The organism is Chitinibacter fontanus (genome assembly GCF_013423785.1).
Taxonomy (GTDB): Bacteria; Pseudomonadota; Gammaproteobacteria; order Burkholderiales; family Chitinibacteraceae; genus Chitinibacter; species Chitinibacter fontanus.
The window spans coordinates 1,368,113-1,381,239 of the sequence record NZ_CP058952.1; the positions used below are offsets into that span (position 1 = coordinate 1,368,113).

A 13,127-nucleotide genomic window follows, 5' to 3' on the forward strand; every position below is an offset into this window, starting at 1 on the left:
CTTCGCCTATCTTAGTGCCAGTTTGCAGCCAGTACCGGCTGTAGCTGCTCACGATACTGATCAGGAAGAGCGGTTTCTGCAGAGGATGGCGGCGCCATTCCTGCCATTGCAGACACCAAGGCGTCTACTTGGGTATTGAGCAACGTTTTCCCATCTGCTGTTTTAATTTGCTCAATTTGATGGCTAATGTACCAATCCTTGATCACCACTTGGCCATCGCCACCAATGACGTCGATTTCCAGATTGTTCCCCGTTCGTTTGAACCACAACTCATCGGATTTAATACCTTCCATGTTCAAGTTATCGTTCCCACCCCAATCAAGGATCTGATCACGACCATCACCACGAGCATAGTGATAAGTATCGCCTTCCCAGTCGGCCACGATGATGTCATTACCTTTGCCGCCGCGGATATCATTACCTCCACCACTAGCATAAATGTCATCATCACCATCACCACCATCGATGATATCGGCGCCGAATTGCGCCCGGATGATGTCGTTCCCTGCGCCTCCCAAGAGCGTGTTATTTCCACCCCGTCCATCGATGTAATCATTGCCAGTGCCACCGTTGATGAAGTCGTCGCCCCAATCACCAGTTAACGTGTCATTACCAGCACCAGCAATAATTCGATCTTTACCACCCATGCCTTGAATCACATCATTGCCATTAGTGCCAATGAGCGTTTCATCGCGCCAATCACCGTTTTTGGTAATTCCTGGATGTAATGGCATAACCAGCTTGAATACATCATCAGCATGCAGCCCGTAACGATCTGTCGCTCGCACATTAATGTCCCAGTTACCCAGAATTTCAGGGTCAATATCAGCGTGGAATTGGCCTTTTGTTGCATCAAACTTGAGCCAAGTTGGCAATGCAGAACCATCCGCCAACGTTGCTGATAGCGTGAGAACATCGCCGGCATCTGGATCGATGAAGGTTCCATTTGGCACACTAACATCGATTGGCCCAGGCGAGACAAAGCTCACATCAGCCAATGGATTCACCAATTTTGGAGGGCGATTAATTAATTCAGCCAGATTGCGGACTGTGCCATCTGCAAATTCCACTTTGGCAGTAGGTAGAGTCTGCTCAGCGGAGTAAGGATCGTAATTCATTTGAATTGTATCTCCCGCAACTCCGTAATGAATCAGCAAACTATTTGGTGCATATTCAAATGAAAGGCTACTTAAAGTAATGCCCGATCCAAATCGCAGCGTATTGATACCGCCAGAACCATTCTCTTGTGTATCGCTCACCGTGTCGTGACCATCACCTTGATCAAACAGGAATACATCGTTACCTAGACCACCAATGAGGACATCATTGCCAGCCCCACCGCGCAATGTGTCATCACCAGCACGGCCATCCAGTGTATTTGCACCAGAATTCCCAACCAGCAGATTTGCTGAAGTATTACCCGTCCCAGAAATATTCCCTCCCTCTACCAAGGTGAGGTTTTCAATATTGCTGGTTAAGGTAAAGGTTGCACTAGCGATAACAGAGTCGGTCCCTTCGTTGGTAAATTCGGTGACGGTGTCATTACTGTTGTCGACATAGTAAAGATCATTTCCTTTACCACCGTACATACGATCTGCACCCAACAAGCCGTTCAAGATGTTGTCGCCATCATTACCAACTAAGCGGTTATCCAGCGCATTCCCTGTTGCCGTCAGATTGTCTTTACCTAACAGAGTTAAGTTCTCAACATTTTCACCCAGCGTATAACTCAGATTAGTGCGAACAGTGTCATCCCCTGCATTGGCTGATTCAATAACGACATCGCCGACATTATCAACGATATAAATGTCATTACCTAAGCCGCCATCCATTTCATCGGCACCTTCACCACCATCTAATTGGTCATTACCGTCTTGACCATATAGCCAGTCTTTGTCATCACCACCAGCTAATTGGTCATCACCAACGCCTCCAAGTAATGCATCATTCCCAGCTTCACCAAAGAGAATATCGTCACCTTCGCGTCCGTCCAGCACATCATTACCCCAGCCGCCGGAGACAAAGTCATCGCCTTCGCCTGCAAAGACCAAATCATTTCCACCTTCAGCGTAGATTTGGTCATTCCCGGTATTACCGAAGACCATGTCATTACCAAGGCCAGCGTAGATCACATCGTTGCCTTCACCACCATCAACAAAGTCGTTATCTGCGCCGCTATAGATCACATCATTGCCAGCCTCACCCAAGATGGCATCATTGCCCACATCGTCATAGATGAAGTCATCACCAGCCCCTGCTTTGACAATACTATTGCCTTTACTAGCGAGGAGAATGTCGTCGCCACTCGTACCCTGTGTTTCGGTGCCAGATGGACTGAATGGTGATGTAGGTACAACTGTTGTTGAACCATCCACATTGGGGACTTGAACCTCAGGACGAGTGGCTAGCGTCACGTCACCTGCCTTGATCACATGACCATCGCTAAATGTCACATCAATTTGGCCATGAACCGTATTGCCATCTTTTACAAACGATTTGCCATCGCTCTTAAGCGCAATTGATGTAATACCAAACGAGTCTAGCGAGCGGAATTCGCCCGCGTCTGAAACCCCGTTTTGATTTGCATCGACCCAAACGCCCAACTTACTCCAACGTTCATCTAAGTTAGATAACAGGCCATCGCCATTACTATCGAAGCCTTGCAACCCTTCAAGGTCTGTTTGAGCGCCAGATTTGTAGCCCACAAATGACAACTCGTCTGCACGATCAATTTTACCGTTGCCATCCGCATCAAACGCCAAGAAACCATCGCCATCTTTGAGCCATGAAATCCGATCACGCCAACCATCACCATTAATGTCGAAAAACACGTTACTGTCATCAACATGAGTAAAACTCAAACCGTCACCGTTTAAATCAAGTGCAATCGGTTTTTTACCGCCGCCATCTTTAGGTGTTGGCGGAGGACCGAAATGCGTCACCTGGATAGTTTTTTCAGTCCATGCTCCTGATGGATCAATCACTCTGACTTTAAACGCATCTGCGTTTTGTTGATTCAGAGGACTCATTTCAGTAATACGATGCGTCGATCCTTCAACCCCTGTGTGACCCCAATACTGATAATGCCCAGTAACAGGATCGAGTTCTACTTCCCCCCAATTAGGCTGAGCTAAGATTTCATAACGTAGTTCAGAAGGTGAATTATCAATATCCGCGCCACTCAACCAGCCAGAATTGGCATCTGCCGAGCTAATAGGTTGGTTATGTTCCGTAACTGTATAAACAGGATTACCGCCTTGCGAACCTTGGTATTGCACAGTAGTTTCAGTCCACGGAGCATAAATTGGAGTGACACTTTGTACGGATGCATTGGCAGAATTAATCGATGGAATCGATGTCGTTCTGAGATATTGTGTACCGCCACGCCCTGCAATAACGACATCCCAACCATAGATAGGACGATCTGGATCATCCTGAACAGTTAATGTCGGGGCATCATTTACCCCCTGTACGGTCACCAAGACCGGTACTGAAGTTTTGGTTCCGTCTGGAGACTGCAAAATGTAATTGAACCCAGCTTGGTCACCGTAGTAGTTAGGGCTGGCCATAAATTCGATATCACCAGAGTCCAATAAACGCGCCGCACCGTTCTTGGCCCCCTCAACAGCAACGATTTTTGAACCTACCGGAATTTTGCGGTCATTCGCCATTAGCGTTGCGGATGATACGTAAGCGACCATATCCTCAAAAACGGTAAAGCCATCCGCATTTGGTACAAATGAGCTCAAATCCTGAGTTGTGGTAACGACCAATGATTTTTTACCATCGCTACTCTCAACTAAAATGCCCTCTGGAATCTTAATTGCACGTGAGCCTTTAGTATCCGCTGTCAAATCGGCCGATACCATTGAACGTTCCTGACCATTAATTTCAAACGTATTGCGCGCAAAATTGATCGAAGTAACACCCAAATCGCTGAGCTTTTTAGACTCACCGTCATCAACTACGCCATCGCTGTCTTTATCTTGCCAAACCTGCAAATATTTAAAGACAGGATCCGCTGCGGTAAGTCGCTGATCGTAATTGCTATCCCAATATCGAAGTGAAGGCACGCCTTTGAGTTCATCGGCCAATTTGGCATTCGAGAACAAATCAGTACCGGCATCTAGATAGCTTGATAAATTGCGGTCTAAGACCAGCATTGCATCACTAGAGCCAACCCAGCCTGTATGTTTTAAATATCCAGAATCATCAACATTGAATAGAACATTTGAATTTTCACGAGCGATTGTTGAAATTTGTCCATCACCATTCATATCCAATGCAATTGGGCGGAAGCGTTGTGTATCTCCGGACGCTACCGGTGCCAGTTTACCTTCGGAGGCCGCCATTTGTTCTTCAGTCAGACCCGCTTTAGGGTCACCGGCCTGATTCTTAAGGTATACCGTGTCGACTTCATATTGCGCAGCCAAGCCATGACGCTCAATTGCATTGCGCAACAAAGCTTCTTGCAGATCGATAAAGAACTCAGGGTCATTGGTGCTCACCCCTAGTCGCTTACCTTGGAAATCATAAACACGATCACGTGTTGCCCCAGTAACAGGGTCAAGATCATGTAAGGTGAATTTATCATCGCGATAAGTTAAAGAACCGAATCGCAATGGGATCGCGCCGATTGGCATCTCTGGATTATCGGTGCGTGCTTTTTGCACCAGATACTCCATTGTGGCTTTCAGGTTTCCCAACATGCCACCGACACGAGCATCGCCACCTGTTTCACCGACGACATTCATCCCAATTTGGCCATTGTCCCAAGTGAAGTGTCCCTCGCCCCATGCGTCTGGTACTTTCGAGGCATTAAACAAGGAGTACAACATATAGGCTACTGCAATGACTTGACCGATGACAGGCATAGGCGAAAGCGCTGCTACCATGGAGATGGCACTGACGGCTGCACCTTTAACATCGCCATTTACCAAACTCATCACGATACCCAGCGCAGGTACCACCTTACCTAAAGTAACACCCGCAATCTCACCAGCCAGTTTTACTCCCGTTTCGACTCCTGCGGCAGTGGCAAGGTTGGCATATGCGCTAGCGGTATACCCCACAAGAGAAGCACCAGAGTAGGCAACCCCGAGGTAATTTTTATCGTCGATGGCCTTTTTAAGACTGAGTACACTTCCAACTGCACCAAGGACCGCAGTAACGCCTTGGATGCCATCGACAATTTTACTGGCATCTGCTGACTTCCCCCAGTCACTGGCTTCAATGACTGTCTTGCCAATCGTTAGCGTTGCTCGTGTTACTGCTAAGGGCTCACCTGATTGAATTGCTTGAGCAAGCGCTAAAAATTCAGCAGTCCGGTCTAACGCATTACTAACTTGAGCGGTGGTTTTGTACTCTTTGATTTTTTCTGAAAAATGCTGCTGGGCTTCTGAATCTCCAGTAGCCATTTTTATTAAGTCTTGCTGGGAGATATCGCCATAAACCTGTTTAAATGCAGTTGCATTAATTTCATTACCATCAATGTTAGTTATGCTGGCCTGAACAGCTTCCCCTTTATCATTCAACATAATCTGCACGCCAACGTTTTCATTATTTTTCATAATGACGTTAGTCAGTGCAACAGGCACTTGATAAGATAGATTTGGGTTTGCTGAATCTTTTACAGAGATATATTTTACAAGATATTCAGATTTAGTATTGCCGTCCCCAAAAACAGTTTGAGTAAAGCCACCATCTTTAGAAAAAGCTATATATGACAGATCCTTAGAGCCTTCATTTGCGTCCAAGCCAAGCCGCACATTATTTTCATGCTGCTCAATGCTAAGAAACTCTTTGTTTATTCCATTCTTGTCTTTCTGGGTTATCAAAAAGCCCCCAGCAACTGGTATTTTCGTGATTTCTGTTCGTTCTTGAATAATACTTGTACTTCCATCAGGCAGAACTATCTCTCTAGATGTTGTACGACCAAGAATTTCAATGCCATTACTAAATTTGAAGCCTTCAAGTTTTAGCTTTGATCCATCGGATAATATCAAATTACCTTCTATCTTTTCGCTAGCAGTTGGATCAATATGTAAATATTTCTCCATAGCTTCGGTAACAAAATGTTCACCAGCCACACCGCCAACAAGACCTGCTCCGAGGGTGAAAACACCTGACGCAAATAAACCTGCAGGCCCCGAGAACCCCAGCCACCCAGATATCTGTGCAGCTACTGTAGCAGCCGCGAGTCCACCTGCGAGTGCACCTGCTAGCCCGCCCCCCGCACCAGCCATATAGGTTGCAGTTATTTTTAGTGCATCATCTGTATTTCCCTGCTCAAGGGCTGCATTTGCTTGGTTTAAAACAATTCCAAGAGATAGAAGGGTACCTATATTTCCAGCCTTCCTCAAATAAGAATCTACATAAGCCAACTTAGTCAAATTACCAGACGCGTTTGCAATAGTACGCTGCTCATTCCAAAAGGCATCTGCAGCCTGATTCACACTCTGTAAACGCTCCAGTGGCGTACCTTTACTTGGATCCCCTTCATTGATGTTTAAAAATTCACCTTTAAACCAAACATCGTGCCCCCCCTCCAATGTAAGTTGGGAGGCATAAAGAGATCGTGCAGAAGCATCTACTAGGCTTTGTCTAACGAGCTCTGGCGATTGCTTATAGACTTCTAACAAATCAGAGCGTGAAAAGCCTTCTATACTAGTAACTTTTGGATTGTTTAAGACTGCAGTCAACTCATGTTCAAACAGAACAGAATTCAGTTCAATTCCATTAGGTGCAATAATTCGAACTGCTCCAGTAGCACTAGCAGCAAAATTATGGGATGCAATATCAAAGAGTGAAATATGACCAGGTACCCTGCCATCGAGATAATATTCGACCTTAGTAGTGACCGCATCTAGCTGCGCGGGGCTAAGATCTTTACCAATATCGCCAAATAGCTCACGGGTTACAGCATCCCTAAGCCTATCATTAAACCGAGTGCTGCCAATAACTTTGCCAACTTCACTATCGGCAAGAACATAGGCTTCATATCCATATTCACTAATTCCGTGCGCCAAATCTCTGCCCGATGCTCCACCAGTGAACAAAATAAATTGTGGTGAAGATGATGCATTAAGTACTTTTCCTTTTGTGTCTGCTATTAAATTAAATAGCTCATCCACGCTCCACGTTAACTTGGAACTTAATAAGTGATCAGCATCAAGCCTATTCAAATCCCCCATCATTTTTCTCCATTGACAATACGAATATTAGGTGTCTGAAAACGAGGAGGATTAGAACGGGTTATTTCCACATCTAGCATTTGCTTTAGACAAGAAATCTCACTCTCTGTAAGAGCTAGAGCATCTTCCTTAAAGGTCGCCAGATCATACAAAAGCCATTCGTTCTCTGTAAACTTTGCACTCAGATAATACATTTTTCCTGAGCAAAAATAAAAAAATGCGCCCCCAGGTTTTATTCCAAACTGCTTAGGGGCTCCAATCAAGTACGAATTAATGCAATTGTCAATAATTACGCGCTGCCCTATGTTTATTTTCAAATAATCTACCTCTCTATTTATATCCCCCCTTTTAAACCCTGAGGCAACCATATCATTAACAACTACGCTTATAAAATCAAGGTCTGATTCAATTAAATTAATTGACATTACACAACTCCAAAACACAAGATTAGTCACAAAAACATAGGAAAAATTAACAAAAAACGCAATAGGTTATAATTTTTAATCTAGCAATAGTTAATAATATTTTGTCCACGCAGCCTTGTTTTTGGCCATTTCTTTGGCGGTTATTTTCTCCAATGGCATTTCAATTTTCCTTTCTTATGTAGAATTTCTCAATGGTTTCGCGCATTCTTTGCTCATACTCGGCCCAATTTTTTAATAAATGCGACGCGTAGTTAAGTTCGACTTCTATTTTATTTTCTTTATCAACAAAAAAACGATGCTCGCAAGTATTAAATGGTGCAGTTCTATTGCAAATAATATAGGCGTTAGATTCCTTGCTGTAATAAAGGATGGGTGTGTATATATAATTCTTTACATGCTCAATTCCTTCGTTGCTTTTGAATTCCCATACTGGCTCATACACCTCCAATCCATATAGATTATTTTTTCTCTCTAAGTGAGTTGAAGTCCACCATTTAAGATTAAATTGACGAAAATCCTTGTAAGGAGGTTTTGTTTTTGCTTGCAATCCTAGAGCAGAGGAAGAACGCACTAAATATCTAACCCAAGTATCTGACGTTGGATTTGCCCACGCTGCACGCATATCAGCTCGATTAGCGTCGTTGGGGAGTGTAAAGTCAGGTAGTTTTACATACCCCCCCCAGCCACGCATGATAGGGAATTCGTTGGGAGCAGATCCCACCACACTGGGTTCGTCATACTCCGGCCCAATCGCGATCATGTCTTGGTTGAGCTTTATCTTGTGTATACCTAGAGTGCCATAATATTGGTGTGGGCTTTCATCTGCACAGCCTGAGACACTAAGTAATATACTCAGCGTAATAAATAATATTTTCATCAGGGCTCCACACCATGGACAGTCCATTGAGGCTCTTCAGGTGTCTAGGAAACTCGGGGCGATTCACCAACTATTTGCCATGTTTGAGTCAGATACAAATTCAAATCAGCCAGCATTTCCTCCCTTTGTCCAAACGGTGTCACAATATCGATCAGCCACAGATGCTCACCGCCTTTCCACTCATGCGGATCTAAGCGAGTATTACCCTGCAGTAAGCGTTGATGAACGTCTTCTGGCACATACGCCCAAGAGATAAAGCCCAGCGGCATTTTGTCTTTCATAAACAATCGGCACTGATCCAGAATCAGTGGCGGTTGTACTGCCCAATCTAGATCTGCAAGTGTTAGGTGTTTTTTTGCATCGTCACGGCCATACAGCCACGCTACAGGCCCTAAGGTCGGTAAACGATCAAACGCCGCTTGGGCGTATTCCACTAACTGGACTAGATCTACTGTTTGTTCAGACATAAGTAACTTCCTTTGATGTTATTTCGAATTTGATTGAAGGTTTAGGGCGTAATTACCGCCAATATTGGTAAATCCCATCCGACGCAACATTTTGTCGGTACGATCAATGTGATAGGCACTGGACACAATGAGTTTGATCTCGTGTGCTCCACGGTTTTTGGCCCAGCGGTGAAAACCCATTACAAGTTTTGTCGCTGCACTGCTCCCGCGTGCTTCTGGAACCACAAACCATGAGATATTGGTTGCAACAACACTGTCGCAAAACCAGTAAGCTTCTGCCATTGCAAACAAATAGCCTAGAATTTTGTCATTATCTACGGCCACGAGAATGGCGTATTTACCTCGCTGATCGGCAAGATAGGCCTCTACCGATTTTCGTACCTTGTTATCATCGTAATTAAAAGTTTGATAACGAGACTCTTCCAGTGCCTGTCGACCCATTGCGACTAACGTTGGCACATCTTCATTAATTGCTAAGCGAATTTGAATCATGCTTACCTTTCACGAACACTTTCTGTTACGTGCTGAATAAGTGGGGAGAGGAAGTATTCGATTAAACGGCGCTGACCTGTTTTGATCTCCACTGTCACGGCCATACCAGGTGCCAGATGGACTTGTTTACCATCGATATTCATTATCGAGCGTTCAAGCTTAACTTTGGCTTGGTACACTAAGCCTAATTTTTCATCAGGAATGGCATCGAGGCTCACATTTTGGACGCGACCATCAAGTAAGCCATATTTGGTGTAGTTAAAGGTTTCAACTTTAATTGCGGCATGTTGGCCTACATTTACAAAACCGATATCTTTGTTGGGTAAGACTGCTTGTGCTTCTAGTTGCTGACCTTGCGGCACAATAACCAGCAGCGGTTGAGCCGCGGTTACGACACCACCAATTGTATGAACCGCTAATTGCTGCACAACACCACCAACTGGCGCAACAAGTCGGGTGTACTTGGCAACTTGATCCGATTTAATCACTTCCTGCTTCATCGCATCTGATTGTTCGGTAGCTTGTGCCAACAATTCATTTTGTGCCCGTACAAACTCGGCTTTAATTGAGTCGCGTTGCTGCTGATTTGCATTGACCCCTGCGGCCAATTCACGCAATTTATTGCGTAAGCTAGCTAAGTCTTGCTCCATTTCAATACGAGCTTGCTGCTTCTCAAGGACACCATGTTTTGAAATGAAGTTTTTATTGGCTAAATCATTAAAATCAGCTTCACGTTGGCGAACAATGGGTAGTGTTTTTTCAAGCTTTTGCACTTGATCTTGGGTACTTGCCAATTCAGCTTGTTTTCTTGTGGTGTCTGCATCGATAGTGGCAAGTTTTGCGAGTAACTCTTGCCAACCACTTTGCATCTGCGCCACTTTTCTTTCTCGCATCGCCGTGACATTTGGAAGATTCGCTAGCTCAGGGTCTGTACCTAGTACTGGGGCTTTCTTTTGTGCAACCGCATCGAGTAACGCCATAGCTTTTAGTCGATTGAATTTTGCTTCTAGCCAACTACCTTGATTTTTTGAGGATTCAGCACCAGCAATGGTATGGTCAAGTTCGATCAGTACATCACCGGCTTTAACGATTTGGCCATCTTGCACCAGAATCGACTTGATTACCCCTGGCTCAAGAGGCTGAATAGTTTTACTTTGATCGGATACGACTAATTTACCTGGTGCCACGGCGACAATATCAATCTTTCCGAAGCAAGCCCAAAGTAGAGCCAAAAGCAAAAAGGAAATTAATGCGTATAGAGTAATGCGGGCAGCAGGATGAGGTGGGCTTTCCTGTAACTCGAGCGCAGCAGGAAGGAAGGCGAGCTCCGCAGGTTGTCTTGGCTTAGCATCTAAAGCTTTTCGGTTTTGCCACGCTTCTTTAAAAACAGTGCGGTACTGTGTGAATAACCCCCGCCAAACCATGAAACGCATAGACTATGTTTTTTATTTTGTAAATAAAGAAAATTACCACTCATCTTTAACACATTCAATAGATATGGTGTAAGAAATGAAAATTTTGTGTTGCATTCGAGAAAGCTAATATGATAAGGCCATACAGCTACCTGTTCTCTCCAATTTGACCTGACCTAGCAGCAAATTTATGACCCAACCATGGTATTACGCGGCAAGCACTCCCCAAATTGGTAAAGAATCTTTTTAGTGAGCCGATATCGATCAACAGTCACTGCGGCAATTACTGATTGCTCAGATTCGTGACCACCTCTTGAAAAGCAGACACGTAACCTACGAATACAAGATGCACTCATGAATGGCCGTCGAAGCGCCATTCAGCTAATCTGATTACTTCATCATTTTTCATACGCACAATCAGGGTCAAACAATGAACAAAGCAGAATTAATTACCGCAGTTCAAACCCACTCGGGTTTAACCAACAAAAAAGAAGTAGAAGCAGTGCTCGAAAGCCTATCCGCAGTGATCACGGAATCACTCAAGGCAGGTGATGATGTGACGTTGTTTGGCCTAGGTAAATTTTCAGCGCAGGCGAAACCTGAGCGCCAAGGTAGAAACCCCAAAACGGGTGAATCATTGACGATTGCCGCCTCTAACGTTGCGAAGTTTACTGCGGCCAAAGCGCTCAAAGATGCTCTGAATTAATCACATGCAAGAACGCAGGCGAATTAACTTGGTCGCCTGCGGCCGATACTTTCCCACGCGTAGGATTCTGCGTAGGAAATTAGAGAAGACTGATCATTGAGCATCTTTATCAAAGTATGAAAAACGCACAGCCAGATCGCGTCAGTTCAATTAAATGCTTTTCACCTAAATAACAGGCCTCCCTGCACATCAGCACACCTTTAGGACAAATGTGCACTCACCTACCTGTCTTCTTACACCCCCTTTTATAGGTATAAAGTTTGCACAAACTTGAGCAAAGCAACTGTAAGATGTGTGTTGTCAGGCTGAATAAATAAACGAAGATAGTTGAGTCGCGTTATTGCGCAATCATCTAGATCGTAGAACAAAGCAAAGTGATTGAGTACCTCCCCTCACGAGCCCCCCCTAGATAACCGCTCTGCAGAGCCTATTTAGATGGATGGTTGGTCGCTCTTTTTTCTGCCGAACTATGGTCTAGGCTTGCGAACTTAAACAGAGAACTGATAACAACGACCTTCAACAGTCCCCTCATGAAACCTCGTTTCATCGCCCCCAAAAGACTCTTTTCAAGAAAAGCAATCGGTGCTTCATCCTAGGTATCTTCATTAACATACCCCAATCAGGTGAGTACTGAGAATACATCCGTATCCAAAACATCAACAGAGGATATAAATGTCGACTGGTGGGTTTATATTTATCGAATTACTTTAAATCTCTTACCATGCTTGGTTCACCTGCTCAATCAAAGATCATGAAATTACATTGTTGAATTTTTACTAGTGACTACCATTGAATTTCGCGGTTGACACAATAGCCCCCATACCGATGCAAGATTCATTTTTGACCCGTTTCACAGGGTAATTCATGTGCAATTTGACCATAACCATCCAGCCCTTACTTAGGTGTTCTAGACGTTTCGATCCAGCAAATACACCCTAAAACCAAAAGCGCATAAAATTCGACAAGTGTGCTGTGCACAGATATATTGGCGTTTGCATTTGGTTAAATACAATTTAGGGGAATATATGGATATCTCAACGCTTTCTTATCAAGAATTAAGCGCTTTACGCGGTCAACTAGACAAAGAATTGATTGTACGTAAAGAGCAAGAAAAACAGCGCATCTTGGCGCAATTGAATTCTGCTGCCGCAGCAAGTGGTTTCACTGTTGCTGAGTTGTTGGGCCAAGCAGGCAAACAGACCGGTAAAAAAAACGTGGTTAAAGCGAAGTTTGCTAACCCCAAAAACGCATCAGACACTTGGTCTGGCCGTGGTCGTAAACCTCTGTGGGTTCATGAAGCGTTAGCCGCAGGTGCGACATTAGAGAGCTTGGCGATTTAAGGACTCTGCGCACAAGTAATTTGCCTCCACAGATATCCAAGGATCTGCAATCAGTAAGGCCGCAATCCAATTTGCGGCCTTACTTTATTTTAATTCAACATATCAATGCAGCAGCCCGCAGCCTTACTCAAGGCAGCAACCCCTTCATATAAAATTGCCTTACGATATGGCCAGCAAAGGTAGACTCAGGTTCATTATTATTAGTAGTGTCTCAA

8 protein-coding genes are annotated in these 13,127 nt (G+C 44.5%); 2 read left to right on the forward strand and 6 right to left on the reverse strand.

Annotation, left to right across the window (positions count from 1 at the left end):
* Positions 1–11 precede the first annotated feature (11 nt).
* From HZU75_RS06370 to HZU75_RS06395, 6 genes are all read right to left on the reverse strand, one after another.
* On the reverse strand, positions 12–7,196 hold the full coding sequence (locus HZU75_RS06370; RefSeq protein WP_180308313.1) for a calcium-binding protein: 7,185 nt from the start codon (positions 7,194–7,196) through the stop codon (positions 12–14).
* Positions 7,193–7,618, reverse strand: coding sequence for a hypothetical protein (locus HZU75_RS06375; RefSeq protein ID WP_180308314.1), 426 nt, complete (start codon positions 7,616–7,618; stop codon positions 7,193–7,195). The genes HZU75_RS06370 and HZU75_RS06375 overlap by 4 nt, the downstream gene beginning before the upstream one ends.
* A 160-nt stretch (positions 7,619–7,778) precedes the next feature.
* Positions 7,779–8,495: a hypothetical protein gene (locus tag HZU75_RS06380; RefSeq protein ID WP_180308315.1), complete on the reverse strand. Its 717-nt coding sequence runs from the start codon at positions 8,493–8,495 to the stop codon at positions 7,779–7,781.
* Positions 8,496–8,539: 44 nt separating this feature from the next.
* Positions 8,540–8,962, reverse strand: a complete 423-nt coding sequence (locus tag HZU75_RS06385) for a toxin-activating lysine-acyltransferase (RefSeq protein ID WP_180308316.1) — start codon at positions 8,960–8,962, stop codon at positions 8,540–8,542.
* An 18-nt stretch (positions 8,963–8,980) separates the two neighbouring features.
* On the reverse strand, positions 8,981–9,454 hold the full coding sequence (locus tag HZU75_RS06390; protein ID WP_180308317.1) for a GNAT family N-acetyltransferase: 474 nt from the start codon (positions 9,452–9,454) through the stop codon (positions 8,981–8,983).
* A 2-nt stretch (positions 9,455–9,456) separates the two neighbouring features.
* A complete protein-coding gene (locus HZU75_RS06395) occupies positions 9,457–10,887 on the reverse strand; it encodes an HlyD family type I secretion periplasmic adaptor subunit (RefSeq protein ID WP_180308318.1) in 1,431 nt (476 codons plus the stop codon).
* A gap of 409 nt (positions 10,888–11,296) precedes the next feature.
* On the opposite strand from HZU75_RS06395, the gene HZU75_RS06400 reads away from it, so the two are divergent.
* Positions 11,297–11,572 carry an HU family DNA-binding protein gene (locus tag HZU75_RS06400; RefSeq protein WP_180308319.1) on the forward strand — a complete coding sequence of 92 codons (276 nt, stop codon included), beginning with the start codon at positions 11,297–11,299 and terminating at the stop codon, positions 11,570–11,572.
* 1,025 nt (positions 11,573–12,597) lie between these two features.
* Positions 12,598–12,912 carry an H-NS histone family protein gene (locus HZU75_RS06405; protein WP_180308320.1) on the forward strand — a complete coding sequence of 105 codons (315 nt, stop codon included), beginning with the start codon at positions 12,598–12,600 and terminating at the stop codon, positions 12,910–12,912.
* The last annotated feature ends 215 nt before the right edge of the window (positions 12,913–13,127 follow it).